Annotated in this window: 28 protein-coding genes; 6 read left to right on the top strand and 22 right to left on the bottom strand. The window is 66.0% G+C overall.

The features are described 5' to 3' along the window. Position 1 precedes the first annotated feature (1 nt). Both deoC and CXY78_RS07175 read right to left on the bottom strand, forming a co-directional pair. Positions 2 to 1015 carry a deoxyribose-phosphate aldolase gene (gene deoC / locus CXY78_RS07180; protein WP_104088786.1) on the bottom strand — a complete coding sequence of 338 codons (1014 nt, stop codon included), beginning with the start codon at positions 1013 to 1015 and terminating at the stop codon, positions 2 to 4. Continuing rightward, a complete protein-coding gene (locus CXY78_RS07175) occupies positions 1012 to 1968 on the bottom strand; it encodes a sugar-binding transcriptional regulator (RefSeq protein ID WP_092340944.1) in 957 nt (318 codons plus the stop codon). Before CXY78_RS07175 ends, deoC begins: the two co-directional genes overlap by 4 nt. A gap of 115 nt (positions 1969 to 2083) precedes the next feature. Here CXY78_RS07175 and CXY78_RS07170 point away from each other — a divergent pair, with 115 nt between their 5' ends. Then, the gene (locus tag CXY78_RS07170) at positions 2084 to 3028 is read left to right on the top strand and encodes an ROK family protein (protein WP_104088785.1); all 945 of its coding nucleotides are present in this window, start codon (positions 2084 to 2086) and stop codon (positions 3026 to 3028) included. 6 nt (positions 3029 to 3034) lie between these two features. On the opposite strand, the gene CXY78_RS07165 is transcribed toward CXY78_RS07170, so the two are convergent. Both CXY78_RS07165 and CXY78_RS07160 read right to left on the bottom strand, forming a co-directional pair. Continuing rightward, positions 3035 to 4258, bottom strand: coding sequence for an MFS transporter (locus CXY78_RS07165; protein WP_092340941.1), 1224 nt, complete (start codon positions 4256 to 4258; stop codon positions 3035 to 3037). 9 nt (positions 4259 to 4267) lie between these two features. Then, on the bottom strand, positions 4268 to 4921 hold the full coding sequence (locus CXY78_RS07160) for a ScbR family autoregulator-binding transcription factor (RefSeq protein WP_104088783.1): 654 nt from the start codon (positions 4919 to 4921) through the stop codon (positions 4268 to 4270). Between the two features lie 120 nt (positions 4922 to 5041). Here CXY78_RS07160 and CXY78_RS07155 point away from each other — a divergent pair, with 120 nt between their 5' ends. Beyond that, entirely contained in the window at positions 5042 to 5272 is a 231-nt protein-coding gene (locus CXY78_RS07155) for a hypothetical protein (protein WP_134343594.1), read from the top strand. Here CXY78_RS07155 and CXY78_RS07150 read toward each other — a convergent pair. The 4 genes from CXY78_RS07150 to truB are packed head-to-tail and all read right to left on the bottom strand — an operon-like array spanning position 5269 to position 7988. Beyond that, positions 5269 to 6216, bottom strand: coding sequence for a bifunctional riboflavin kinase/FAD synthetase (locus CXY78_RS07150; protein ID WP_092340936.1), 948 nt, complete (start codon positions 6214 to 6216; stop codon positions 5269 to 5271). The genes CXY78_RS07155 and CXY78_RS07150 overlap by 4 nt on opposite strands. Beyond that, complete coding sequence (locus CXY78_RS07145) at positions 6213 to 6650, bottom strand: hypothetical protein (RefSeq protein ID WP_092340935.1); 438 nt, start codon at positions 6648 to 6650, stop codon at positions 6213 to 6215. Before CXY78_RS07145 ends, CXY78_RS07150 begins: the two co-directional genes overlap by 4 nt. A 58-nt stretch (positions 6651 to 6708) precedes the next feature. Then, positions 6709 to 7077, bottom strand: a complete 369-nt coding sequence (locus CXY78_RS07140; protein ID WP_092340934.1) for a hypothetical protein — start codon at positions 7075 to 7077, stop codon at positions 6709 to 6711. Then, positions 7074 to 7988, bottom strand: a complete 915-nt coding sequence (truB, locus tag CXY78_RS07135) for a tRNA pseudouridine(55) synthase TruB (protein WP_092340933.1) — start codon at positions 7986 to 7988, stop codon at positions 7074 to 7076. The genes CXY78_RS07140 and truB overlap by 4 nt, the downstream gene beginning before the upstream one ends. Before the next feature lie 69 nt (positions 7989 to 8057). Between truB and CXY78_RS07130 the strand changes: the two genes are divergently transcribed. Further along, positions 8058 to 9050: a ketopantoate reductase family protein gene (locus tag CXY78_RS07130; RefSeq protein WP_092340931.1), complete on the top strand. Its 993-nt coding sequence runs from the start codon at positions 8058 to 8060 to the stop codon at positions 9048 to 9050. Here the strand turns inward: CXY78_RS07130 and CXY78_RS07125 are convergent. Further along, entirely contained in the window at positions 9047 to 9649 is a 603-nt protein-coding gene (locus tag CXY78_RS07125) for a hypothetical protein (protein WP_092340930.1), read from the bottom strand. The genes CXY78_RS07130 and CXY78_RS07125 overlap by 4 nt on opposite strands. A 23-nt stretch (positions 9650 to 9672) precedes the next feature. Here CXY78_RS07125 and CXY78_RS07120 point away from each other — a divergent pair, with 23 nt between their 5' ends. The 3 genes from CXY78_RS07120 to CXY78_RS07110 are packed head-to-tail and all read left to right on the top strand — an operon-like array spanning position 9673 to position 11931. Then, complete coding sequence (locus tag CXY78_RS07120) at positions 9673 to 10572, top strand: A/G-specific adenine glycosylase (RefSeq protein ID WP_104088780.1); 900 nt, start codon at positions 9673 to 9675, stop codon at positions 10570 to 10572. A 22-nt stretch (positions 10573 to 10594) separates the two neighbouring features. Beyond that, positions 10595 to 11416 carry a thymidylate synthase gene (locus CXY78_RS07115; protein WP_092340928.1) on the top strand — a complete coding sequence of 274 codons (822 nt, stop codon included), beginning with the start codon at positions 10595 to 10597 and terminating at the stop codon, positions 11414 to 11416. Beyond that, positions 11413 to 11931 carry a dihydrofolate reductase gene (locus tag CXY78_RS07110; RefSeq protein WP_104088778.1) on the top strand — a complete coding sequence of 173 codons (519 nt, stop codon included), beginning with the start codon at positions 11413 to 11415 and terminating at the stop codon, positions 11929 to 11931. Before CXY78_RS07115 ends, CXY78_RS07110 begins: the two co-directional genes overlap by 4 nt. A 122-nt stretch (positions 11932 to 12053) precedes the next feature. On the opposite strand, the gene rbfA is transcribed toward CXY78_RS07110, so the two are convergent. The 13 genes from rbfA to CXY78_RS07045 form a co-directional block, all read right to left on the bottom strand. Then, positions 12054 to 12536 carry a 30S ribosome-binding factor RbfA gene (rbfA, locus tag CXY78_RS07105; RefSeq protein WP_104088776.1) on the bottom strand — a complete coding sequence of 161 codons (483 nt, stop codon included), beginning with the start codon at positions 12534 to 12536 and terminating at the stop codon, positions 12054 to 12056. 221 nt (positions 12537 to 12757) lie between these two features. After that, a complete protein-coding gene (infB, locus tag CXY78_RS07100) occupies positions 12758 to 15601 on the bottom strand; it encodes a translation initiation factor IF-2 (RefSeq protein WP_092340925.1) in 2844 nt (947 codons plus the stop codon). 76 nt (positions 15602 to 15677) lie between these two features. After that, positions 15678 to 15935: a YlxR family protein gene (locus CXY78_RS07095; RefSeq protein ID WP_092340923.1), complete on the bottom strand. Its 258-nt coding sequence runs from the start codon at positions 15933 to 15935 to the stop codon at positions 15678 to 15680. 8 nt (positions 15936 to 15943) lie between these two features. After that, complete coding sequence (gene nusA / locus CXY78_RS07090; protein ID WP_092340921.1) at positions 15944 to 16981, bottom strand: transcription termination factor NusA; 1038 nt, start codon at positions 16979 to 16981, stop codon at positions 15944 to 15946. 195 nt (positions 16982 to 17176) lie between these two features. Continuing rightward, positions 17177 to 18940 (bottom strand): proline--tRNA ligase, encoded by a 1764-nt coding sequence (locus CXY78_RS07085; protein ID WP_104088775.1) that lies wholly within the window; start codon positions 18938 to 18940, stop codon positions 17177 to 17179. A 47-nt stretch (positions 18941 to 18987) separates the two neighbouring features. Next, on the bottom strand, positions 18988 to 19224 hold the full coding sequence (locus CXY78_RS07080) for a hypothetical protein (RefSeq protein ID WP_104088773.1): 237 nt from the start codon (positions 19222 to 19224) through the stop codon (positions 18988 to 18990). Next, positions 19221 to 19541: a winged helix-turn-helix domain-containing protein gene (locus CXY78_RS07075; RefSeq protein ID WP_092340918.1), complete on the bottom strand. Its 321-nt coding sequence runs from the start codon at positions 19539 to 19541 to the stop codon at positions 19221 to 19223. The genes CXY78_RS07080 and CXY78_RS07075 overlap by 4 nt, the downstream gene beginning before the upstream one ends. Positions 19542 to 19624: 83 nt before the next feature. After that, entirely contained in the window at positions 19625 to 20779 is a 1155-nt protein-coding gene (gene ispG, locus CXY78_RS07070) for a flavodoxin-dependent (E)-4-hydroxy-3-methylbut-2-enyl-diphosphate synthase (RefSeq protein ID WP_174774977.1), read from the bottom strand. A 51-nt stretch (positions 20780 to 20830) separates the two neighbouring features. Beyond that, positions 20831 to 21907, bottom strand: a complete 1077-nt coding sequence (locus CXY78_RS07065) for an alpha/beta fold hydrolase (protein ID WP_104088772.1) — start codon at positions 21905 to 21907, stop codon at positions 20831 to 20833. Next, positions 21904 to 22800 (bottom strand): alpha/beta hydrolase, encoded by an 897-nt coding sequence (locus CXY78_RS07060; protein ID WP_092340914.1) that lies wholly within the window; start codon positions 22798 to 22800, stop codon positions 21904 to 21906. The genes CXY78_RS07065 and CXY78_RS07060 overlap by 4 nt, the downstream gene beginning before the upstream one ends. Beyond that, a complete protein-coding gene (locus tag CXY78_RS07055) occupies positions 22797 to 23489 on the bottom strand; it encodes a TetR/AcrR family transcriptional regulator (protein ID WP_092340913.1) in 693 nt (230 codons plus the stop codon). The genes CXY78_RS07060 and CXY78_RS07055 overlap by 4 nt, the downstream gene beginning before the upstream one ends. Further along, positions 23486 to 25048: a class I adenylate-forming enzyme family protein gene (locus CXY78_RS07050; protein WP_092340912.1), complete on the bottom strand. Its 1563-nt coding sequence runs from the start codon at positions 25046 to 25048 to the stop codon at positions 23486 to 23488. The genes CXY78_RS07055 and CXY78_RS07050 overlap by 4 nt, the downstream gene beginning before the upstream one ends. Next, positions 25045 to 26130, bottom strand: coding sequence for a branched-chain amino acid ABC transporter permease (locus CXY78_RS07045; protein ID WP_233206120.1), 1086 nt, complete (start codon positions 26128 to 26130; stop codon positions 25045 to 25047). Before CXY78_RS07045 ends, CXY78_RS07050 begins: the two co-directional genes overlap by 4 nt. Between the last annotated feature and the right edge of the window lie 7 nt (positions 26131 to 26137).

The raw sequence follows: 26137 nt of genomic DNA, 5'->3' as shown, positions 1-26137 counted from the left end.
CCTAATCGATCGTCACGTAGTCGGGGCCGGAGTAGTGCCCGGTCGTCATCTTTTGGCGCTGCAGCAGCACGTCGTTGAGCAGGCTGGAAGCCCCGAAGCGAAACAGGTGCGGCGTGAGCCAGTCCTCTCCCGCGGTTTCGGCGACCGTCACGAGGTATTTGATGGCGTCCTTCGACGTACGGATGCCGCCGGCCGGTTTCACGCCGATCTGCACCCCGGTGAGGCGGTACCAGTCGCGCACGACCTCGAGCATCGACAGCGTCACGGGCAGCGTCGCGGCCGGGGCCACCTTGCCGGTGGAGGTCTTGATGAAGTCACCGCCGGCCAGAATGGCCAGCCAAGAGGCGCGGCGCACGTTGTCGTAGGTGTTCAGTTCGCCGGTCTCGAGAATCACCTTGAGGTGAGCCATCGAACCGTCGACCCGACGGCAGGCGTCTTTCACGGCGACGATCTCGTCGTAGACCTGGCCGAACCGGCCGGCCAGAAAAGCACCACGGTCGATGACCATGTCGATTTCGTCGGCGCCGGCCGCGACCGAGTCGCGCACGTCGGCGAGCTTGATCGCCAGGGAGGCGCGGCCGCTCGGAAAAGCGGTGGCGACGGCGGCCACGTTGACTCCCTCCGTGCCGCCGGCGGCATGGGCAGAGCCGAGCGCGTTGACGGCGGTACCGACCATGTCGCCGTAGACGCAGACCGCGGCGACACGGGGGGTACCGGGGTCGCTCGGGTCTGGCACCTGCGCCTTGGCGACGAGCGAGCGCACCTTGCCGGGGGTGTCAGCGCCCTCGAGGGTGGTGAGGTCGATCAGGCCGATGATGGTGTCGATCGCCCAGCGTTTGGAGCTGGTTTTGATCGAGCGGGTGCCGAGGTCGGCGGCGCGAGCTTCGAGGCCGACGGCGTCGATTCCGGGGATTCCGTGCAGGTACCGGCGCAGGTTGGCGTCGGTGGCCTCCCCGCCGATCAGCGCGAGGGCACGCTGTTCCGGCTGGTAGGTAGCCAGGGGGGTGTGAGTCATGGGGTGTCCTTTTCCTGGAGCAGAGCGTTCGCGGTGTCTTCGTCGGTCACCAGCACGGTGCACAGGCCGTTACGCACGACGGCGCGAGCGATGGCGTGCTTGTTGTTTCCGGAGATGACGGCGATGGTGAGCGGGGCGCGGCGCAACTGGTCGATCTGGATGCCGACCGTGCGTTCGTTGAGTTCGGGGTCGACGATGCGGCCGTTGGCATCGATGTACCGGCCGACGACATCGCCGACCGCGCCGCGGGAGACGAGGTCGTCGATCTGCTCCACGGTGAGGTAGCCGCTGTCGACGAGGGCGGAATTCGCATCCGCCTGCCCGGCGCTGAAAACGTAGGCCTGCGCGTTGCGGGCCAGGGCGAGCACCCCTGCGACGGTGCGGTCGGCTTCCATCGCCTGCTTGGTTTCGAGGCGTTCGAAGATGGCGGGGCTCGGCAGCAGAGTGGCCGAACCGTCGGCCTTGTGGGCGATGGTGACGGCAGTGGATGCCGCGGTGCCGGTGCGCTGGTTCAGGCTGACGCCGCCGTTGATCTGCACCACGTTCACCCCCGGAGCCCACCCCTGTTTGAGGTGCAGGGAGACATCGTGCAGGGTTCGACCCCAACTGATGCCAAGGGTGCGCGGAATCGGGCGGAGGCTGGTGAGGTAGTCGGCGGCGGCCTGCGCGGTGCGGGACTGCAGTTCGGCGTCACTCGATACGCCGGCGGAGGAGACCACGATGGCGTCGGTGAGGCCGGTCGATTCGCGGAGGCGGCGTTCGATCGGCAGCCGGCGGGCGCGCGGATGCACGATCTCGATGCGGATGAAACCGTTGGCCTTGGCACTGGCCAGCAAGCGGCCGACCTTCCACCGAGTCAGGCGGAGAATCACGCCGATCTCGTCCTGGGTCTGATTCTCTTCGTAGTAAAGCTCGGCGGCGCGGATGGACAGGAGTTCGTCGGTGTCGCTCATGGAAAGATCGCGGTCCAATCGTTTGAACCCAGCCTACGACGGTCCGCGGCACGAATCAACAGCCGTAGGGATTGTTGCTCATCTGAGCAGATGCGCGATCTTCTACGATGAGTGCATGCCCGCCATTGAAGCCTCCACGTACGTTCTCGCCGTCGATGTGGGAGGCACCAAGGTCGAAGCTGCCCTCGTAAATGACCTCGGAGTCGTGCTCGGTACCAGCCGACACCGCGCACCGACCGGGGCGCGCGCGACGAGCGACGAACTGGCATCCGCTGTCAGTGGCGTGGTGCTGCAAACCCTGGCGAGCCTGCCGCCGGAATATCCGTTGGTCGGGGTCGGTATCGGCTGTGCCGGGCCGATCCAGCTGGCGCAGGGGGCGGTGTCACCGTTGAACCTGCCGGTCTGGCGCGAGTATCCGCTCAAGGAGCTGGTGGTCGGCCTCGTTCCCGGCCTGCCGGTGCGCCTGCGCATGGACGGGCTCTGCATCACCCTCGCCGAGCACTGGGTCGGCGCCGGCCAGGGCGTCGACAACCTGATGGGCATGATCGTGTCGACCGGCATCGGCGGCGGCCTGATCCTCGGCGGGGTGACCGCGTCGGGGCCGACCGGAAACGCCGGGCATATCGGCCACATCGAGGTCGGCGGTTTTGGCGACCCCTGCGCCTGCGGTGGAGTGGGCTGCATCGAGGCCATCGCCTCGGGGCCGAAGACCGTCGCCTGGGCACGCAGCCAGGGCTTCACCGGCGAGTCGGGCGAAGACCTCGCGGCAGCCTACGCGGCCGCCGATCCGATCGCGGTCGCCGCCGTTGCACGCAGCGGCGGGGCGCTCGGTCAGGCCCTCGCGTCCGCAGCAACTCTGCTCGACCTTGACCTCGTGGCCATCGGCGGCGGCTTCTCCAACGTCACCCCCGACCTGCTCGAGTTCGCCCGCGAGGCGATCAAACGGCGGGTGCAGTTCGCCTATGCCACCCGGGTGCGAGTGGTTCCGTCAGCGCTGTCGGGCGACGGCCCGCTGATCGGTGCTGCGGCACTGATCCACCGAGCCGAACTGGTGCCCTGAGGTCCGTCAGCGTGAGCGTTCCAGATCGTCCTCGAGCATGTGCGGACGACCGATCACGGTACCCGCGATGATGATCGCCAGAGCGGTGGCGAGCAGAAAGCCGAGCGGCCAGGTCCAGCCGCCGCTGAGCTCGTGCAATAGACCGAAAACCAGCGGCCCCAGGGCTCCCAGTGTGTAGCCGACGCTCTGCACAAAGCCGCTGAGAGCCACAGCGCCAGCATGGGTGCGGGTGCGCAGGTTGATCAGCACGAGCGCGAGCGGAAAGAACAACGGCCCCAGGCCCGCAAAGCTGACCCAGAGCCAGGTCAGGGTCTCCGGCGCGAACAGTAGACCGAGATCACCGGCCACGAACAGGAACACTCCGATATAGACAAGCGGCCCGACGTTGGCCATGCGGGCGGTGAGCACCGGAATGATCAGCGCGCACGGTATTCCCATGCCGGCATAGACCGCGAGGAGGGTTCCAGCCTGGGCCGGACTGACCCCCGCAGTATCGACGAGCAATTGCGGCAGCCAGGCGAACATGGCGTAAGCATTGAGCGACGAGGCCGCAAACACCCCGGCGATCGCCCACGCGATCGATGATTTCCAGAGGCGACCGAGAATGGCAGCGTCGGCCTCGTCGACGACCGGGCCGGGGGTTTGCGTGATGCGATGCCGCAGGAGCATGGTGATCCACGGCACCAGAGCCAGCAGGGCCAGCAGCATCCATATGCCGAGCGAGACCCGCCAGCCGGCGGCATCCGCTACCGGAACGGCGATCAGGGGCGGCACGAGGGCGCTCAAGGACACCACGGTGACGTAGACGCTCGTCATGAGCCCGACGCGGTCCGGAAAGTACTTCTTGACCAGTGGCGGCAGGAGCACGTTGCCGATGCCGAGTCCGGCGAAGGCGATGACACTGCCGATAATGAGCATGGTGATCGAGCCGGACAAGCCTCGAGTGAGGTGACCGAGAAGAATCGCGATGAGGGCGAGCACGAGTGGCGCTTCGAGTCCGTGGCGGCGGGTGATCATGGGGGTGAAGATGCCGAACAGCGCGAAGCAGACCGGTGGGAGCATGCCGAGCACCCCGATTGACACCGTGCTCAGGGGGATATCGACGTTGATCTCGGTCACGATCGGCGAGAGCGCTGCGACAGCGTTGCGCAGGTTGGCCGCCACGAAAATGATGCCTAGCAGGGCGAGGCCGCGCCCCGGCCACAGTCGGCGGGAGGAGGCGGTATTCACTCGGTCAGTCTAGGGCTGCGGTCGGCTGCGTTCCCGCTGCACCTCGACGGCCAGATTCTTCAAGTCGTCCCAGCGTTCGGGGGCTACGAGACCGGGCAGCATCAGCGACCACATCTCGGTCAGTCGCTGGTCGATGTCGCCGCGCCTGGTCAGAACGTCCGAGACGACCTGCACGCCGGTGAAACCGGCGGTGAAAAAGCGTGCTGCAGCCGGCACATCGACCGTTGGCGCCACATCCCCGTCGGCGATCCCCCGGCGCAAAAATTCCTCACAGGCGACCATCCAGTCGAGATAGGGAGCCGACACCGGCGTGGAAAAATTGACGGCCTCAATGGTCAGGCGCACCCCGGCGCTGACGATGAGGTCATCGCGCAACTGGCGAGCCAGCTCGTAGGACATGGAGACGAGGGCGCGCAGGCCCGGCACGTTATCGTCGAGCAGCGCTCGGCCGGCACCGACCGATTTCTCGTGCTGGGCATCGATAATGGCCACCGCGAGGGCTTCCTTGGAATCGAAGTGAAAGTACAGGGCCCCCTTGGTTACCCCGGCGGCAGCACTCACCTGCGCGAGGGACGTGCTCCCGTATCCGCGTTGCTCGAAAGCTTCCGCGGCACCGCGAATTATCGCTGCGCGCGTTTCTATTGCTCGTGCTTGTTGTGACATAAAACCCCCAGGAAATTACTCGTGATCCCAGCGTACCGGGGCGAAGTAGCCCCCACGCGATGACCCCGGAGGCCTCCACCATTCTCTGTTTGTGACTGTACAATAAAAATACTATTTGGTATGGTTTCTGACATGGGGGATGTGGGCGATAACGGCTGGGTGGGCATCATTGTGGCGGTGTGTGCCGGCGTGATCGTGCTCACGCTGTCGCTCGTGGCCATGATTCAGATCGGGCGGGCCGCGCACCTGCGCCCCAGCGTTCGTACCAACTGGGTACTGGCGGTCCTGCTCGCCCCGTTGTTCGGCGCGACGGCCTGGTTCGCCGTCGGCAACCGGCTGCGGCTGGACTAACGCGCGTTCGTGCGGCTCAGAATTGCCCGAACCCGCGCGACGTCATCGCGGATTTGCTCGATTAACGGGTCGATGCCCGAATAGGCAACCATGCCGCGAATCCGCTCCACGAACGATACGTCGACGACGTGGTCATAGAGGTCAAGATCCACTTCGTCGAGCACGTACGCTTCGACCTGCTTCGGGGCCACGCCGTCGAAGGTGGGGTTGTTGCCCACCGAGATGGCTGCCGGGTAGCGGGATCCCGCATCGCTCAGCCAGCCGGCGTACACGCCGTCGGCGGGAATCAGGCCGTCGGAATCGGCTGACAGGTTGGCGGTGGGAAAACCGAGCTCGCGGCCCCTGGCGGCACCGTGCACGACGACGCCGCGAACGGTGGGCAGGTGGCCGAGCAGTTCGCCGGCTTCGGTGACCTCGCCGCTGCCGAGCAGCTCGCGGATCCAGGTCGACGACACCCTTCGGGCGCCGTCGGGCTTCAGGTCGTCGATCAGGCGCACTTCGTAGCCGAACTCGGTGCCGAGCTCACGGAGCAGGGCCACGTCGCCCGCGCCCTTCGCCCCGAACCGAAAGTCGCGACCGACCAGCACAAACCGGGCATGCAGCGCGGTGACCAGGATGCGCTCGATGAAGTCACGCGGAGGCAGGCTGGAGAGTGCCTGGTTGAATTCGAGCAGCAGCGTGGCATCAACGCCGGTCTCGGCGATCAGGTTGAGTTTCTGTTCGGCGCTGACCAGCGCGCTCGGGCAGGTGGCCGGCGAAAGCAGGGCGAGCGGATGCCGGTCGAACGTGACGACGACGGTCGCGAGTTGTTCCCGGGCCGCGATGGTCTTGAGTTCGGCGATGACCGCGCGATGCCCGGCGTGCACACCATCGAACTTGCCGATGCTCACGGCCGACTTGGGCCAGTCGATCGGCACCGAGTCGACACCATAGAGGATTTTCATGAGCGTCCCTCGGCCAACGCGACCGGGTGACGTCGAAGCCACCACATGCCCAGTAGCGGGAGTACCAGCGGAATGAAGACATAGCCGCTGCCGTAGACCGACCACACGGTGGCATGCTGGAACAGCGCCGGGTCGACCAGGCTCAGCGTTCCCACGACGAGAACTCCGAGCAGTTCGAAGCTGATCGTGGTCCAGGCGATGCGATACCAGAGGGCGCTGCGTTTGATCAGGGCGATCGTGGCCACAATGTAGACGACGGCAGCGAGAGCCGACAGTGTGTAGGCGAGCGGCGCTTCATCGTAAGCCCGCACGATCTGCACGAACGAACGCCCGGTGGCCGCGAGGGCCAGCACGCCGTAGACAGCAATCAAGAGTCGACCGATGCCGCTCACTCGGCTGGAGGGGGCTGGCGTTCCGGTGTCTGATTGTGTCATTGCTCGGCATTCATCTGGTTCTGTAATTATTGCAGCATCGGAGCGAACCTGGAACCGCTTAGCTGCCCTGCACGTTCCAGATCTGGTTCATGCGGTACAGCATGACGGCGACCGACAGGCAGGTGACGCCGAGGATCACCGTGCTCCAGCGGCTGCGTTCGACCAGTGCCCAGAATCCGGCCGCGACCGGCAGCAGGATGGCGCTGATTAGGTAGGTGTAGAACTCGAGCAGGCTGCCGGTGGCCGTGTTGCCGGCCAGCGGCGCCGCGATCGCGGCCGCGAGCTGCACGATCAGCAAGAGTTCGACGAGTGCTGTCGCGCCCATGGTGAGGTCGGTGGGTTTGCGCCCGAACAGGCCCAGGACGACACAGAGCACGCCGCCGGGCACGGCGATGGCCAGTTGCAGCCAGGTGAACCATTCGATCATGGGGTGGGTGTCGATTCGCTCGGTTCATCGGGTGGAAAGTTCAGCAGAGACTTGGCCTGGTCGCCGCGGTATTCGACCAGTCCGACCAGGCGGCCGTCGGGAGCGATGGCAGCGACCGGTCCGGTGCGGGTGGCATCCGGCTCGACCGTGATGCGTTTGCCATGGCCAAGGTCGACGGCCTGCTCGCGGGTCAGCGTGAGGCTCGGGAGCAGCCGGGTGGCGGCATCCGCTGGCGAAATGAGTTGGGCGGCGACGTCGACTTGTTCGAGGGTCGCCGCTTTCTCGATGCGGAACGGGCCGATCCGGGTGCGGCGCAGCGCGGTGAGGTGCCCACCGACGCCGAGCGAGCGCCCGAGGTCGCGGGCGAGGGCTCGAATGTAGGTGCCGGATGCGCACTCTACGCGCACCTCGAGGTCAAGAAATCCGTCGCGGCGGGTGCTGGAGAGCAGTTCGAATTCGCTCACCGTCACCGGCCGGGACGGCAGCTGCACGTCTTCACCGGCACGCACCCGGGCGTAGGCACGCTTACCGTCGACCTTGATGGCGCTGACCGCGCTCGGCTGCTGGCTGATGTCGCCCGTGAGGTCCTTTATGCCGGCAGCGACGGCCGCGGGGGTGATACCGGCGACCTGCTCGGCGGTGGCGCGGGTGAGGCAGTCGCCCTCCGCGTCGTCCGTTGTGGTGGACTGGCCGAGGCGGATGGTGGCAAGGTATTCCTTGTCGAGGCCGACGACGTAGCTGAGCAGCCGGGTCGAGCTGTTGATGCCGAGTACGAGCAGCCCGGTAGCCATGGGGTCGAGGGTGCCGGCGTGGCCGACCTTGCGGGTTCCGGCCAGACGCCGGGTTCGGGCGACAGCGTCATGGCTGGTCCAGCCCTGCGCCTTGTCAATGAGTAGAAGGCCGCTGGTCACTTCCTGAGGGTACCAGCGTGCGACTGGGGCCGCGGTGCGAATCGGCTAATGAGCCGTAGTATATGAGCCGTGAGAATCTCGGTGATCGGTGCTGGCGCCCTGGGGAGTACGTTCGCCTGCCTGCTCGCGGCCGAAGGGCATGATCTGGTGGTCACTGCCCGCGGGGCGGCGCTGCCGGCTCTGCTGTCCGAGGGCATCCGCTTGACCGGGGGCTTCGGCGATCGGCTCGCGCGGCCGCTCGCGGTTGAACGGCTGACGGAACCGTGCGATCTGGCGCTGATCTGTACCAAGGCGCAGGATGCCGCGGCGGCAATTGCCGAGAACTCAGCCGTGCTCGACGGCACGCCGGTGATCGTCGTGCAGAATGGGCTCGACGGGGTCATGACAGCGCGCAGGCTGCTGCCGCGGTCGGACTGCTTTGGGCTGATCACGATCATTGCCGCGCACTATGAGGGGCCGGGCCGGGTGCGGGTCACCACGGCCGCCCAGAGCTATCTCGGCCGCGGCGATGGCAGAGCGGATGCGGCCACCTTGCGCTGGCAAGCGCTGCTGGACGCCGCCGTGCCCACCCTGGCCCTGGATAATTTCGTTGGTGCGCAGTGGACCAAGCTCGTTGTCAACATGCTCAACGCCCTGCCGGCCATCACCGGGATGAGCGTGCAGGACGTGATCGGTCAGGCCGGCCTTCGCCAGCTCATGACCTGGAGCATGCGCGAAACCGTGCGGGTCGGCCGAGCCAGCGGAGTGCGGTTTGGCTCGTTGCAGGGGCTTTCGCAGTGGCGCCTGCGTCTCTTTGCCCTCGCGCCGGTCTGGGCCGGGCAGGTGCTGCCACTCTCGATGCGCACCCGCATGGGCACTGTGCCAAACCAGGGTTCGACCCTGCAGAGTCTCGCGCGCGGTCAGCGCACCGAGATTGATTTTCTGAACGGCGCCGTGGTGCGGGCCGCGGCGGGGGCCCGCACCACGGCGCCGGTGAACGCGCGACTCACCGAGCTGGTGCACGAGGTCGAGCAGAGCGGTGTCTTTCTTACGCCGGCCGAAGTACGGGGCCGGTTTCGCTAGCAGCGGTCGGTCAGCACGCGGCGCGGGGCCTGCGGGTTGGTCTCGTCGACCACGGCCGACACGATATCGCGTGGGTGCACCTCAGCGAGGTAGCGCGTTTGGGGCTCGCTGCCCCGTTCGCCCTCCAGCAGCACGCTGAACAGCCAGAGCCCGTGCAGTTCGGGGCGGTTGATGTAGTCGCCGTCGATGATCAGCGTGGCATCGGCGGGCGCGGTCTGCCAGGTCGGCTGAATCCAGGCGTCGCGGTCGGGGTCGAATTCCTCGGTGACGAAGCCGGTACTGCCGCCCATCCGAAACGGTTCAACCAGTACCCGGCGGAGTGCGGAGTAATCGTAGCCGACTCGGTAGAGCCGGTCTGGTGTGTCGGGTGCAAGGCGCTCTTGTTCGGCGCGGGAGTGCTGAAAGTAGCGCAGGCTGGCCCGAAACACGTGCCGCTCCTGTTCACGAAAGACCGCGGCGAGGTCGTCGGCGAAAGTGGCGCGAGCGGCGGCATCCGTTCCGTCGATGGCGATGATCGTGCGGCCTCGACCGTAGTTGTGCAGAATCTCGGCGGCGAGGGTGCGCAGAAAGTCGATGCGCGGTGTGGAAACCAGCTTCATGAATCGAGCCTAGGTTAGAACGGATGAACGTCACACCCTCTCCGCAGACCAATGCGGCCTCTGTCAGCGCCACGCTCAACGCCTGGTTCACCGAGAACGCCCGCGACCTGCCGTGGCGCCGCGACGGCTTCGGGGCCTGGGGCATTCTGGTGAGCGAGTTCATGCTGCAGCAGACGCCGGTGAACCGGGTCATTCCCCGGCTGGAAGAGTGGCTGGCACGCTGGCCCACACCCGCTTCTCTGGCCGCGGTTCCGCCGAGCGAGGCGGTACGGGCCTGGTCCAGCCTCGGCTACCCGAGGCGCGCGCTGTGGCTGCACGCCGCGGCGGTGCAGATCACCGAGCTGCACGGGGGCGTCGTACCGTCCGACCTTGACGATCTGCTGGCCCTGACCGGCATTGGGGATTACACCGCGCGGGCGGTGGCGACGTTTGCGTATGGCTATCGGCATCCGGTCGTGGATACCAACACGCGGCGGGTGATCGCCCGGGCGATTGCCGGCGCCGGCGAACCCTCCCCGCCCAGCCGAGGCCGCGACCTCGAGTCGATGGGCAAGTTGCTGCCGCAGAGTGCCCAGGAGGCGGCCCTGTTCAACGCCGCGATCATGGAACTCGGTGCGGTGGTGTGCACCAGCCGCAGCCCACACTGCGATGTATGCCCGATTCGGAATGTGTGCGCGTGGCGGGCCGCTGACTACCCGGAATACACCGGCACCCGCAAGGCCGGGCAGAAGAAGTTCGAGGGCAGCGACAGGCAGGTGCGCGGCCTGATCATGGCCGAACTGCGGTCCACCCACCGTTCGGTGACGGATGCCGAGCTCGACACACTCTGGCCGGATTCAGTCCAGTTGCGGCGCGCGCTGGTCAGCCTCCTGGCCGACGGCCTGGCCATGCGGGCGCAGGGCGGCTACACCCTGCCGGTGTGAGCGCATCGCTTACGATTGACCGGTGACCGTTACTACTTCTTCAACCGCCGATGCCCAGTACTCAGCGCTACTGCGCGACACCCTCGCGAACGGTGCCCGCAAGGCCGACCGCACCGGAACCGGCACCCGCAGCGTGTTCGGCCGTCAGCTGCGCTTCGACCTGGCCGCAGGCTTTCCGCTTGTGACTACGAAACGGGTGCACTTCGCGTCGATCGCCTACGAGCTGCTCTGGTTTCTGCGCGGCGACTCCAACGTCACCTGGCTGCAGGAGAAGGGTGTGCGCATCTGGAACGAGTGGGCCGACGAGAACGGCGAGCTCGGCCCGGTCTACGGGGTACAGTGGCGGTCCTGGCCCACCCCGGGCGGTGAGACCATCGACCAGATCAGCCAGGTGCTCGACACCCTGCACACCGATCCGGATTCACGGCGCATGATCGTCTCGGCCTGGAACGTGGCCGACCTGCCGAAAATGGCCCTCGCCCCCTGCCATGCCCTGTTCCAGTTCTACGTGGCCGACGGCAAGCTGTCCTGCCAGCTGTATCAGCGCAGCGCCGATCTGTTTCTCGGCGTGCCGTTCAACATTGCCAGTTACGCCCTGCTCACCCAGCTCGTCGCCGAGCAGGCCGGCCTCGAACTCGGTGAATTCGTCTGGACCGGCGGGGACTGCCACATCTACGACAACCACGTCGAGCAGGTCACGGAGCAGCTCTCGCGCGCTGCGTTCCCCTCCCCCACGCTGCGCATCAAGCCGGGCCGCGCGAGCCTGTTCGACTACGAGTACGACGACCTCGTGCTGGAGAACTACCAGCACCATCCCGCCATCCGCGGCGCGGTGGCGGTATGACCCTTGGCCTGATCTGGGCGCAGACGCTCGGCGGCGTCATCGGGGCGGATGGGGTCATGCCCTGGCACCTGCCGGAGGACCTCGCCCATTTTCGTGCCGTCACGAGTGGCAGCGCCGTCATCATGGGCCGGCGCACCTGGGATTCCCTCCCCGAACGATTCCGCCCCCTTCCGGGCCGAAAGAACGTGGTGATCACCAGGCAGCGCGGCTGGGCCGCGGCGGGGGCATCCGTTGCCCACACCCTGGAAGACGCTCTCGCCCTCACCGAGGGTGACCTGTGGGTGATCGGCGGCGCTGAAATCTATGGGCTCGCTCTGCCCTACGCCGACGTGCTCGAGGTGACCGAGATCGATGCCTCCATTGCCGGAGACACCTACGCCCCCGCCATCACGGCCGCCTGGACCCGCGTGACCGCAAACCCGCCAAGCGGATGGCTAAGCTCGACCACGGCACTCCCGTACCGTTTCGCGCGTTACGAGCGCACCCCCGCACCCGTCCCGGCCCCGACGTCCTAGCCCGCCGCAGCCGCCGGGAGTGCACCCCTCAACTCGGACGGGGCCCAGGCCCCGTCCGAGGGCCCAGTTTATAAACTGGGCCCGGGGACGGGGCCTGGGCCCCGTTCAGTGTGCTGGTGGTGCTAGTGCTTCGCGGTGCTCGCGGCGTCAGACTCATCGTCATCAGAGTCGTCGTCGAGGTCGTACTCGCGTGGCTTCTTGTACGGGTCGGCGTCGCCGGCGTACGTGGCCGTGCCCTTGCTGTCCTCGGTCGCACTGTCGCGGTCGTGCGCTTCGCGCAACAGATCGTCGATGAGCGCCGCGTTCTCCGGGATACCATCCGCGATGAACTCGATCGACGGTGTCAGCCGCGCGGTGATGTTCTTTCCCACTTCGCTGCGCATCAGCCCGGTCGCAGCCTTCAACGCCGCTGCGCTGTCGGTACGCTCCTCGATCGAGCCGTACACGGTGTAGAACACCGATGCGTGCTGCAGATCGCCCGTGACCTTCACGTCTGTGATGGTCACGAACCCGAGCCTCGGGTCGCGAAGTCCCCGCTCCAGCCGCTTGGCGATGATGACCTTAATGCGGTCCGCCATCTTTCTGGCGCGTTCCGGATCTGCCATGACTTACTCCTTGTTAGCCGGCACCGAAGCGCCAGGTACTTCCGTTTTTTCACCGTATTAAACGGATGCTGCCTACCCAACTGAGGGTCGGGGCAAATTTTCCCTTGAAAAGGGAATCGGGGTAGGGGTCCCCGCTCTTTCCTTTTCAAGGGGAAATTTGCGGAGACCCGACCCAATGCGGAAGTCGGGCTCCGTGAGAAGCCCGACCCCCCAAACCAACGCTAGACGCGCGGCTTCTCCTTCATTTCGATGGTCTCAATCTCATCGCCAATTCGGATGTCGTTGAACTTGCCCAGTCCGATACCACACTCGAAGTCCGTACGAACCTCGGTGACGTCGTCCTTGAAGCGACGCAGCGACTCGATGCCCAGGTTGTCCCCCACCACTATGCCCTCGCGAATAACGCGAGCCTTGGCATTTCGGGTGATGGTACCGGAGCGCACGATGACACCGGCGACGTTTCCGAACTTCGACGAGCTGAAAACCTCGCGAATTTCGGCGATACCGCTCTGGATCTCCTCGTACTCGGGCTTGAGCATTCCCTTGAGGGAATTCTCGATGTCCTCGAGGGCGGAGTAGATGACGGAGTAGAAGCGCACGTCGACGCCTTCGCGGGCAGCACGCTCGCGGGCCTTCGTGTCGGGGCGAACGTTGAACCCGATGATGATGGCGTTGTCGACGGTAGCGAGGTTGACGTCGCTCTCCGTGACCGCACCGACACCACGGTGGATGATGCGCAGCTGAACCGAATCGTCGACCTCGATCTTGAGCAGCGACTCTTCCAGGGCCTCAACGGCACCGGAAACGTCACCCTTGATGATGAGGTTGAGCGACTCGACCTTGCCCTCTTCGAGAGCACGGGTGAAGTCTTCGAGGCTGATGCGCTTGCGGGCCTTGGCCAGCAGCGCGTTGCGCTCGGCGGCTTCACGCTTCTCAGCGATCTGACGGGCTGTACGGTCTTCCTCGATGACGAGAAAGGTGTCGCCGGCGCGGGGAACGCTCGACAAACCCTGCACCTGAACCGCGCGGGACGGCGTGGCGGCGAGAACGGCAACACCGTTTTCGTCGGCCATCGCACGAACGCGGCCATAGGCCGTTCCGGCGACGATGGAGTCTCCAACGTGCAGCGTTCCGGACTGGATGAGCACGGTTGCCACCGCGCCGCGGCCCTTGTCGAGGCGAGCCTCGATGGCGACACCGCGGGCATCCTTGTTCGGGTTGGAGCGCATGTCGAGTCCGGCGTCAGCGACCAGGAGCACGGCGTCAAGGATTTCCTTGATGCCGGTCTTGTTCTTGGCCGACACGTCGACGAACATGACGTCTCCGCCGTATTCTTCGGCGACGAGGCCGAATTCGGTGAGCTGCTGACGCACCTTCTGCGGGTTGGCGCCGGGCTTGTCGATCTTGTTCACTGCGACGACGATCGGCACGTTGGCGGCCTGGGCGTGGTTGAGCGCCTCAATCGTCTGCGGCATGATGCCGTCATCGGCAGCGACCACGAGGATGGCGATGTCGGTGACCTGCGCACCACGAGCACGCATGGCGGTGAACGCCTCGTGACCCGGTGTGTCAATGAAGGTCAGCGCGCGGTCGATACCCTCGTGCTCGGTGATGATCTGGTACGCACCGATGTGCTGCGTGATTCCACCGGCTTCACCCTCGGCGACCTTGGCGTTACGGATCGCGTCAAGGAGCGCGGTCTTACCGTGGTCGACGTGGCCCATGACGGTCACGACGGGAGGACGAATCTCGAGGTCTTCATCGGTTTCGTCTTCGAGTTCCTGGTCGATGTCGATGTCGAACGCGAGCAGCAGCTCACGGTCTTCGTCATCGGGCGAGACCATCTGGATCTTGTAGCCGAGCTCGCTGCCGAGCACGTCGAACGTGGCCTCATCGAGGGACTCCGTTGCCGTGGCCATTTCACCGAGGTGGAACAGTACGGTAACGAGGTTTCCTGGGCTGGCGTCAATCTTGTCGGCGAAGTCCGTAATGGATGCTCCGCGACGCAGACGCACAACGGTTCCGCCGTCGCCGCGGGGTACTGATACTCCACCCAGCGACGGGGCCTCGCGCAGCTCGAACTCTGCTCTCTTCGTACGCTTCGACTTGCGCGCCTTGTTCTTGCCGCCACCGCGACCGAAGGCACCAGCGGTGCCACCGCCCGGGCCGCGACCGCGACCGGCTCCGCCTCCTCCACCGGCGGGGCGAGGCGGGCCGAAGCCGGGAGCTCCGGCGGGAGCGCCGGGACGAGTGAATCCGGGGCGTGCGGCGCCGGCTCCACCCGGAGCGCCGCCTGGACGCTGGAAAGCGCCCGGACGCTGTCCGAAACCGGTCGGGCGTGCAGCCTGGCCGGGTCCGCCAGGGCGCGGGGCGCCTGGGCGAGGCGCCGGAGGGCGCGGAATGTTGCTCGGGGTGGGTGTTGCGGGGCGCTGGCCCATGCCCTGCGCACTCGCGAACGGGTTGTTACCCGGACGCGGCGGCTGGGCCGGACGCTGACCCATGCCCTGGTTGCTGGCGAACGGGTTATTGCCCGGTCGTGCAGCTCCGGGGCGAGGCATACCCGGCTTGACCGGCGTAGCCGATCCTGCCGCGGTCTTCGCTTCCGGGGTATCGGTGCTGGGCTTGTCGGCGGCCTCAGCGGCGGCGGCCTTGTCGGCGGCAGCAGCCTTCTGGGCAGCGGCAGCCTTCTCGGCGGCCTGGGTCTGGCGCTCAGCGACGGTGAGCGGCGCGACCGGAAGGGGCGCGGCATCCACTGCGGGAGCGGCCTCGGACGCAACCGGGGCGACCGGTTCGGCAGCGGGCTTCGGGCCCGGACGAGCTCCCGGCTTGGCGCCGTGGCTCGGACGAGCCGGAGTTGGGGTACTGGCAGCGGGCGCGGGCGTTGCAGCCTTGGCGGCGGCGCTGACGGCTTCAAGAGCGACGCGGAGGCGACGCGCTACGGGCGGTTCAACACTGGAAGACGGCCCTTTGACGAACTCGCCCATTTCTTTCAATTTAGCAAGGACATCCTTGCTTTCGAGTCCGAGTTCGGTAGCGATCTCGTGCACGCGTGGTTTCGCAGCCACAATTCTCCTGTTCCGGGCCTGCACCCGGAAAGGGGCAGACCGTTAGTAACGGACGGGTCTCATTTCGAGCCGCTCATTAGTTATCCATAAGCCAATTCAGCCTGTTCTCTAGTTGTTTCGCGTCCAGTGACCTGGTCACGCGAAAGGCACGCCCGAAAGCGTGTCGCCTTACGGCATCCTGAAAGCACGATTCACGGGCGTGCAGCCACGCACCTCTACCGGGGATTGTGGCGGTTTCATCCACCACAACTTCTGATTTCCCAGCAACGATCCGCAAAAGTGAGGATCGAGGGGCGCGCGAACGGCAGCCAATACACGTTCTTACGGAGTCCATCGTACCCCCTATTCGGCATCCTCCAGAATGCTGTCCGGCTGAATGTCGATTTTCGCGCCGGTGAGCTTTGCCGCGAGGCGGGCATTCTGGCCCTCCTTGCCGATGGCGAGCGAGAGCTGGTAGTCGGGCACGAGGGCTCGCACTGCCTTGATCGACTGGTCGATCACATAGGCGCTGGTCACCTTGGCCGGAGACAGTGCGCTCGCGACGAAGGTCGCGAGGTCGGGCGAGAAATCGACGATGTCTATCTTCTCGTTGTTGAGTTCGACGGTCACGGCGCGCACACGCTGGCCGAGTTCGCCGATGCAGGCGCCCTTGGCGTTGACGCCCGGCTCGGTCGCGCGCACCGCAATCTTGGTGCGGTGGCCGGCTTCGCGGGCGAGTGACACGATCTCGACGACTCCGCTGGCAATCTCGGGCACCTCGAGTGCGAACAGCTTGCGCACGAGCGACGGGTGGGTGCGCGACACGGTGATCTGCGGGCCCTTGAGCCCGCGACCGACGGCCGTGACGAACACGCGGATGCGCGCTCCGTGCACGTAGCTCTCGGTGGGGACCTGCTCCTCGGGGGGCATGATCGCTTCGATGGTACCGAGGTCGACGTGGATCATGCGCGGGTTCGGACCCTGCTGGATGATACCGGCGACGATGTCGCCCTCGCGGCCTTTGAACTCGCCGAGCACTGCATCGTCGGCCAGGTCGCGCAGACGCTGGTTGATGACCTGCTTGGCGGCGAAGGCCGCAATACGACCGAAGTCGGTCGGGTTGTCGACGGCTTCGCCGATGACGTTGCCCTCGTCGTCATGCTCGGGAATGTAGATATCCACGTGCCCGGACTTGCGGTCGAGAACGACGCGCGCTTCGGGCACTTCCTGGATATCGTGCTTGGCTTCAGCAATCTTCGACGCCTCAAGCTTCGACACGTCCTGCTGGGTGTGCTTGACATAGGCGGTCAGAATCGCCTGTTCAATGATTTGCACGAGTTCCTCGAAGGGAATCTCTTTTTCGCGCTCCAGTAGCCGCAAAACACTGAGGTCGATGTCCATGGCCGGCCTCCTCTACGTACGATCTAGTCGCATGATCTTGCCGCCGCGAAACCGCGCAGCGGGCTGAATACTACGGTACCCGAATCTGCGGCGCCCCGTCACCCACTCGCCCGGGCTGGTCCGGTCCTGCTGGGTTCGCTGCAGAACGGATGCTGCCGGCTGGGCCAGGCAGCATCCGTTCTCGATACTGACTCGTTAGACGAAGTGCTTGGCGACGTCAGCGACGTCGACCTGCTCGCGATCGCCGGTGCGGCGGTTCCACAGTTCGACGATGCCGTCGGCGGCGCCGCGGCCGACGATGACGATCCACGGCACGCCGATGAGCTCGGCGTCACCGAACTTAACACCCGGCGACACCTTGCGGCGGTCGTCGTAGAGCACCTCCCGGCCGGTGGCTTCGATGGCGGCGACGACGGCCTCCGAGGTGTCGAAGACGATCTCGTCCCGGCCGGTGGCGATCACGTGCACGTCGAATGGCGTGACCGATTCGGGCCAGATCAGGCCCTTCGCGTCGTTGTTGAGTTCGGCGATGACCGCGAGGATGCGGGTGACGCCGATGCCGTATGAACCCATCGTGACCGTGACCAGCTTGCCGTTCTCATCGAGAACCTTGAGGCCGAGCACTTCGGCATACTTGCGGCCGAGCTGGAACACGTGACCGATTTCCATACCGCGAATGAGCTCGACCGGGCCGCTTCCGTCGGGGGCGGGGTCGCCGGCGCGCACGTCAGAGGCCTCGACCACATCGTCGATGGCGAAGTCACGGCCGGCGACGAGGCCGAACACGTGCCCATTGTCTTCGTTGGCACCGGTGATCCACTCGGTGCCCGCAACCACGCGCGGGTCGACCAGAAAACGGATTCCGGTGGTCGATTTGGTACCAAGAACGGCGCCCTGGGCGCCCCACGGGCCGATGTACCCCTTGACCAGGCCGGGGTTCTTGGCGAAGTCGCCCTCGTTGGCCGCCTCGACCTCGGCGGGGGCGAAGGCGACCTCGACGCGCTTGAGGTCGACCTCGCGGTCGCCGGGAACGCCGATCGCGATGAGTTCCCGGGTGCCGTCGAGGTGCGTGAGCGCGAGCACGACGTTCTTGAGGGTGTCGGCTGCGGTCCACTCGCGACCGTCGAGGCGCGGGTGCTCGGCGTTGGCCTTGTCGACCAGGGTCTGGATGGTCGGGGTGTTCGGGGTGTCGAAGATCTGCGCGGCGGGCAGCGCGCTGAAGTCTTTGCCTTTCGGAACGAGCGTGCGAAACGCCTCGATGTTGGCCGCGTAGCCGCCGGGGCTGCGCACGAAGGTGTCCTCGCCGACGGGGGTGGGGTGCAAAAACTCTTCGCTCTTGGAGCCACCCATGGCGCCGGCATCCGCTTGGACGATCTCGTATTCGAGGCCGAACCGGTTGAAGATGCGCTCGTAGGCGTCGCGCTGCAGCTGGTAGCTCAGGTCGAGGCCGGCGTCGGTGTAGTCGAAGGAGTACGCGTCTTTCATGGTGAATTCGCGGCCGCGCAGCAGTCCGCCGCGTGAGCGTGCCTCGTCGCGGTACTTGTCCTGAATCTGGTAGATCGACAGCGGCAGGTCCTTGTAGCTGCTGTACAGGTCTTTCACGAGCAGCGCGAAGACCTCTTCGTGGGTCGGCGCGAGCAGCATGTCGGAGCCCTTGCGGTCCTTCAGGCGGAACAGGCCCTCGCCGTACTCGTCCCAGCGGCCGGTCAACTCGTAGGGCTCACGCGGCAGCAGGGCCGGAAAGTGCACCTCGTGCGCGCCGGCCGCGGTCATCTCCTCACGGATGATGCGCTCCACTTTTGCCTTCACCCGCAGGCCGAGTGGCAGCCAGGCGAAAATACCCGGGGCCTGGCGACGGATGTAGCCGGCCCGCACGAGGAGGCGGTGGCTGGTCACCTCGGCGTCGGAGGGGTCTTCGCGGAGAGTACGGAGGAAGTAGTTGGAGAGACGTGTAGGCACCCGTCTACCTTACGCGCGCGCCGCGATCCGCTCCCCCACGGCCTGGTTCAGCCGACCTCGCTCAGGGTGCGCTCGATGGCGACCAGTCGCGTATCCAAAGAAGTCAGTTTTTCGAGCAGGGCGGCGTTGGTCGCGTTGCTCTCCGCCAGCGCGTGAGTCAGGGCGGTTGAACCCTCGGAACCGGCTGCCTGCCGACGCGACTTGAAGTACAGGTTGAAGATCGCGTAGGTGATTCCGCCGATGATCGCAACGATGGGAACGAGGTAGGCGAAGTCGAAGTTCATGGTGTTTCCCCCTGCTGGTTGGACGCCGCGGCGTGTGCCACGGCGTCGGTGATGGTGTCGATGGTGATGCGGAGTGAGAACGGTGCCAAGGCGACGTACTTGAGAGCGGTCCCCTCCGGGGAGAGTTCCAGCGACGTCGTGACGAACCCGCTCGCCTCCAGCTTTGCGAGGTGCATGTAGAGCAGAGCACGCGACATCCCGACGCGTCGTGCCAGCTCACTGACGTGCACGCGACCGCCCTGCAACTCGGCGAGAATGAGCATCCGTTGCGGACTGGCGACCGCAGCAAGGGTGGCACTGAGCTGTTCAACATTCATTGCAACACCTCCTGACAGGTGCAACTATATTCTGACACCCGAAAGAAAAGCAAGCAATCATCCGCTTTCGCGGATCAGGAGAGTTACTTCGCGCCGACGGAGACCGTGGGGCTGCCGAGCGCGGCAGCGGGCATCTCGGCGGCGAGCCGGTTGGCCTCTTCGATGAGGGTCTTCACGATCTCGGACTCTGGCACGGTCTTGATAACCTCGCCGCGCACGAAGATCTGGCCCCTGCCGTTGCCGCTCGCGACACCGAGGTCGGCTTCGCGAGCCTCACCCGGTCCGTTGACGACGCAGCCCATGACGGCGACGCGGAGCGGCACGGTCATTCCCTCGAGCCCGTCGGTGACATCATTGGCGAGCTTGTAGACGTCGACCTGTGCCCGGCCACAGCTCGGGCAGGAGACGATCTCCAGCTTGCGCTCGCGCAGGTTGAGCGACTGCAGAATCTGCAATCCCACCTTGATCTCCTCGACCGGCGGAGCGCTGAGCGAGACGCGGATGGTGTCGCCGATGCCTTCGCCGAGCAGGATGCCGAACGCCGTTGCGCTCTTGATCGTGCCCTGAAAGCTGGGACCGGCCTCAGTCACGCCGAGGTGCAACGGCCAGTCGCCGCGTTCGGCGAGCAGGCGGTAGGCCTTGACCATGATCACCGGGTCGTTGTGCTTGACCGAGATCTTGAAGTCGTGAAAGTCGTGCTCCTCGAACAGGCTCGCCTCCCAAACGGCGCTCTCCACGAGCGCCTCCGGGGTGGCCTTGCCGTATTTCTGCATGAGACTCGGCTCGAGCGAGCCGGCGTTGACGCCGATGCGCAGGCTGACACCGGCGGCCTTGGCGGCCGCAGCGATCTTGCCGACCTGGTCGTCGAATTTGCGGATGTTGCCGGGGTTGACCCGCACGGCGGCGCAGCCGGCGTCGATCGCGGCGAAGACGTAGTTCGGCTGAAAGTGGATGTCCGCGATCACCGGAATCTGGCTCTTCTTCGCGATGATCGGCAGCGCCTCGGCGTCATCGCGAGTCGGCACGGCAACACGCACGATGTCGCAGCCGGTCGCCGTGAGCTCGGCGATCTGCTGCAGCGTCGCGTTGATGTTCGTTGTCGGAGTGGTCGTCATCGATTGCACGCTCACTTGAGCATTGCCACCGACCAGGACCTTTCCGACCTTGATTTGACGGGATTTACGTCTGGGAGCGAGTACCTCAGGTACTTTGGGCATCCCCAAGTTGATTGCAGCCACTTACCTAGCTTAGTTGTCGTAGTGCGAGCGAAGCTGAATGCCGCCAGCGGATCAGCGTTCCAGCTGGGCCAGCAGCGCCGCCAGAAACTCGGCCGGGTGTTCGAGGTGCGGTGAGTGCCCACAGTCGGCCAGTTCCAGCTCGGTCAGCGTGCCGCCGGCGGCCTGGTAGGCGCCAAGCACAGCCCGGGTCTGCTGGATCATCGGCTGGGGAGGGGCCACCTCAGCGCCAGGCCAGCCTGGAATCACGCCGAGCTGCCCAAGATAGTTGAGGTCGAAAAACGAGGTGTCCGACACGATGACGTCGTCGCTGCCGTGAATCCAGAGAATGGCCGGCTTCTTGGCCAGGTCGACAATGCCGCTCGTGTTGAAATGACTGGGAGACATGGTGTTGAGCACGCCGCTGTCGCCGGGGGCGAATCCGGGCCAATTCTCTGAAACTGTCGAATCCCCGGGGTAGTTACCGACGCCGGTGGCCGTGGTCAGCATGGAGTCGATCCAGATTTCATCGTGGTCCGAGCTGAACGGCGGCTTGACGTAGGTGGTCTGGTAGACGGTGCGGGGGCTGGTCTGGTCAGCGCCGTGGTCACCGTCATGCAGCCTGGCGACGAAGTCGGGGTTGGCTCCGCCGGCGCCCGTTCCGGCGTCGTCAACGCTCAGCCGATGGCCATCCGCTCCCCCGGTGCCGCCGAAGCCGTAGGGGGAAACCGGCGCGACCAGGGTCAGGGACGCCGCGAGGCCGGGGTGATCGAGCAGCAGCTGCATGGTCACACCGCCGCCCATACTCCAGCCCACGAGGTGCGCTCCGTCGACGCCGAGTTCGGTGAGCACAGCGGCGATATCGTCGGAGTAGTCGGCCAAGCCGCGGGTGGCATCGACCGGCAGGGTTTCGCTGCTGCCGAAGCCGCGCAGGTCGATGGCGAGCGCCCGCACCGACGTGGGCAGGGCCAGCATCAGCGGCTGCCAGAACAGCGATGACGACACGTTGCCGTGCACGAAGACGACGGTCGCCGCGGCCGTTCCTGTTGCCGGCCGTTCGAGCACTCCGGCGCGCAGGCGCGGGGTGACAACGCTGTGCGCGGTGATGCCGTCGAAAATGTTGCCCGTACTGGTGGTGATGGTGTCGCTCATGATCGGGGTCCTCTCGGGTAGCTGGCGGGGGCGTACAGGTTCACGGCCCGGGCGACTTGGTCGGCGCCCCGGTCGCTCATCACGATCGTGTAGTGGTTGACGTCGTCGACCTCCCGCACGGTCAGCCGCGGCAGTCGTGTCGCCCAGTCGGCGACAACCGCCCGGTCGTACAGTGCGGTCGGCTCGTCCAGCAGCCCGCGCGGGGCACGCAGAAATTCGATCGGCAGACTGAGGTCGGCGAGCGCCTCCGCGTAGCCGTCGGCACCGTTGAGCTCCAGCGCATTCGCGGCCACCGCCTCCAGCCGCGCCGAGGGGTGCAGAGCCGGCGCCGTGCCATCGAGGTCGTAGCGGGCAAAATCGGCCACCCGCGATGACCAGTCGGCGACGAACGCGGGGTGGTTCTGCCAAAAGTCCTGGTAGGCCTCGACCGTCTCGAAGGTCTGCGATAGCCGTTTGGCGGCTGGGCCGAGCATGAGCAGGGGGTCGATGCCCACGTCGCGTGGAATCGGCAGGCCACCGTCCACCAGAACGAGAGAGTCAACCCGGTCGGGATAGAGGTGGGCGAGCCATACGGCGACAAACGCGCCCATCGAGTGCCCGACCACGACCGTACGGTCGACCTCCAGAAAGTCCAACAGCCGGGCCAGGTCTTCGGCATGATGCCGCAGCCCGTAGGGCGCCGGCAGGGCGTTGCTGCGAGCGCGACCGCGCAGGTCGGGAGCGATCACCCGCGAGCCCGGCAGGCGTTCCACCAGCCACGGCCAGCAGAGGTGCGAGGCGGTGATGCCGTGGATTGCCAGCACCGTCGACTGCCCCTGGGCAGCGCGCCACTGGCCACCGCGCAGGTCTCCCCCAGCGACCCGAGCCCGGAACGGCTGATAGTACTCACTCATCGCTGCCTCATTTCCACGGTGCTGCCGGAGACGGTGCTGCTCGAGACGGTGCTAGCGGCACCCAGTGCACCCTCGATGAACCGCATCATCTGCTCGAAAACGTGCTCGGGCACGGCACGGGTTCCGCTCGCGAACGGATCGGACCCGGCCCCTTCGAGCGCCTCGTCATCTCCCCAGAGCACCCAGCGCATGCCGATCATCTCGCCGATTCCCATGAGCGCCCATGCTGCAACGGTGGGATCGATGTCGCTGATCTCGCCTGCCGCGCCGGCCGCGCGCAGCCCCGCTATGTAGCCCTCGACGATGCGCGTGTAGTGCAGGCGCAGAGCGCCAGGCGAGACGAACTCTGCCTCACGAATCACCCGGTACAGCGCGGGGTGGTCGGCGGTGAATTGAAAAAAGGCCCGAAACCCGGCGCGCTCCGAATCGATCCGATTTTCCGTAGCAGCGGATGCTGCACTCATCGCCAACCGCACGCGGTGGTTGAGGTCTTCGACCAGTTCGTTGAAGATCTGCAGTTTCGAGTCGAAGTAGAGGTAGAACGTGCCCTGGCCGATGCCGGCGGCATCCGTTATGCGCGAGATTGACGCATCGGCGTAGCCGACCCGCGAGAACACCTGCTCGGCTGCTTGGATGAGTTTGCGCTTGGTTTCTTCGCCTCGGGCGGTTCGCGGCATTCCGGCGCTCATAGTTTGTTTCCTATCTTTTCAAAATCAAGTCCGTGTTTCCAGTTCTCCAGCAGCTGGCGCCGCAGCACCTTGCTGCCGAGGGATCGCGGAATTTCCGGTACGAAGCGCACGAACGCCGGAACCTTGAACGCGGCCAGTTGGGTGCGGGCGTAGGCCAGAATGCCGAGCTCATCGGCCGCGAATCCGGGTGTCAGCACGATGAAGGCCACACCGACCTCTCCCCACCGATCGTGCGGCACCCCGATGACCGCCACCTCGGCGACCGCGGCGTGTTCGATCAGCACGGTCTCCACCTCGGCCGGTGCCACGCTCTCGCCGCCCGAGATGAAGATGTCGGTGAGCCGGTCGATCACGGCAAAGTAGCCGTGCTCGTCGCGGCGCACGAGGTCACCGGTGTGCAACCAGCCACCGCGCAGGGTGCGAGCGGTCTGCTCGGGAGCACGAAAATAGCCCGAGAACACGCCGGGCCCACGCACCAGCAGTTCACCCGTCGCGGCCCCGCCGAGCAGGTCGCCGGTGATCGGATCGGCCACGGCGACCTCCACGTGCGGATACGGCTTGCCGGCGTAGCCGACCATGCTGCGGGCTTCGTCGTCGGGCAGACACAACACGTTCGGGGAGGCCTCGGTCAGACCGTACCCCTGGGTGAGTGCAACTCCGCGGGCATGCCAGGTACGCAGCAGCTGCGCGGGCATTGGTGCGCCACCAACCACGGCGTGATTCAGGCTGGACAGGTCGGTCGCAGCGAAATCGGGGTGCTGCGCGAGGAACAGGTAGTTCGCCGGAACGCCCATCATGGTCGTGATGCGACGGTCCTTGATCAGGTGCAGCACCCGGCCTGGGTCGAAGGTGCGCTCGAGCACGACCGTGGCCCCCATCCACCAGGCCAGCAAAGGCTGAATATTCCAGCCGCCCACGTGATACTGCGGCATGACCGAGAGCACCACATCTTTTCTGGTGATCTCGGTGATACGCGAGAGCGACAGGTTGGTCCAGAAACAGTTCGCGTGGGTCAGAACCACGCCCTTGGCCGGGCCGAGCGTGCCGGAGGTGAATACGATCAGCAGGGCGTCATCGTCACGAACCGTGCGGGTCACCAGCTCATCGTCCGGGCCGCGTCGCGGGGCCGGCACGACGTTTTCCACACCCCGCACGCCGAGCAAAGTCGACGGGAGGGGCAGGGGAAGCCGACCCTGGGCATCCGTTGCCAGGGTATGGAACTCGTCGTCGACCAGCAACAGGGCCGGGTCGGCGAGCTGCAACTGCGCGGCGAGCTCGCGTGGTGCGAGCCGCCACGACAGCGGAACGAGCACGAGGCCGGCCTGCGCGCAGGCGAAGAACAACACGACCTGGTCTGAGCTGTTGCCGGTGATGGTCGCCACCCGATCGCCGACGCCGTAGCCGGCGGCCCGAAAAGCCGCGGCGAGGTCGCTGGCCCGGTCGTCGAGGTCGCGGTAGCGCAGTGTGACGCCGCGATCGTCGACGGCGACTCGTTCGGGCGTGGCCCTGGCGCGGTCGCGGGTCCATCGGCCCAGCGTGTGCAGGCCATCATCGGTCATGTCGTCTCCTCTGAGTCAAGCATGCGCTCCCGACCTCGAGCCCGAGGCCGTTGCGGCCGGCCGTTGCGCCGGGTCAGCCCAGCCAGCCCACCCGGAAGAAACAACACCACGAGAATAAACAGTGTTCCGAGAATGAACAACGGCTGCGACAAAGGAATCCGCAGAACGTCGGGCAGGCCGGCGATAAATTCCGAACCGGCCAGGGCGGTCAGCCGCTGGTCGAGAAGCGTGTAGACCAGCGCGCCGAGGACGGCGCCCCAGCGCAGCCCGACGCCGCCGAGCACGACGATCACCAGCAGGGTCAGCGTGAAGTCGGGCGTGGCGACGCGCGGCGAGACCCCGCTCTGCAGCAACAGAAACGCGGCTCCAGCGAGGGCGGCGAGCGCCCCGGCAATGCTGAAGATCAGCAGCCGCACAAAATAGGGACGGATACCGATGACCCGTACCCGGAGTTCGTTTTCGCGAGTCGCGGCCACAACATGGCCCGCGCGGGATTTCTCCACCCACAACACCACGAGGTAGACCGTGACCAGAACAGCGAGCGACAGCCAGTACAGGTTGCGGGTGTTGAGTACGCCGACCAGTGCGTCTGGCACATGCGAGACGTCGAGGGTGAGCCCCTCGTCGCCGCCGGTCTGCCCGCCCGGATTGCGCCGTACCACGACCGAGCCGGCCTGCGCGAAGGCGAGCGTGACCATGGCAAAGGAGATGCCGGTGACCCGCAGGCTGACCGAACCCACGAGTGCGGCCAACACGAAGCCGATCAGCACCGTGATCAGAATCGACGCTACGAACGTCGCACCGGCTGGCAACCAACTCGGTGAGAAGTTGCGCAGCACGATGCCCAGGCCGTAGGCGCCGGCCGCGAAGAAGAGAGCGTGCCCGAACGAGAGCATGCCGGCCAGGCCGAACAAGAGGTGGTAGCTGAGCGCTAGAGCCGCGATGAGCATGGCGTAGGCGAGCAGTTGCAGGGTACCGGGCGTGTAGGTCGCGCCCGGAAAGACACCGGGAATCGTGATGTTCAGAAGCGGCAGCAGCACCATGAGCAGCACCAGCGCCGCGCTGGCCGTGATTTTGGTCATTGGTCTG

This window comes from Cryobacterium sp. N19, assembly GCF_002929595.1.
GTDB classification, from domain to species: domain Bacteria; phylum Actinomycetota; class Actinomycetes; order Actinomycetales; family Microbacteriaceae; genus Cryobacterium; species Cryobacterium flavum.
Note: the sequence above shows the minus strand (reverse complement) of the source record. Positions and strands in the feature narration are given on the sequence as shown.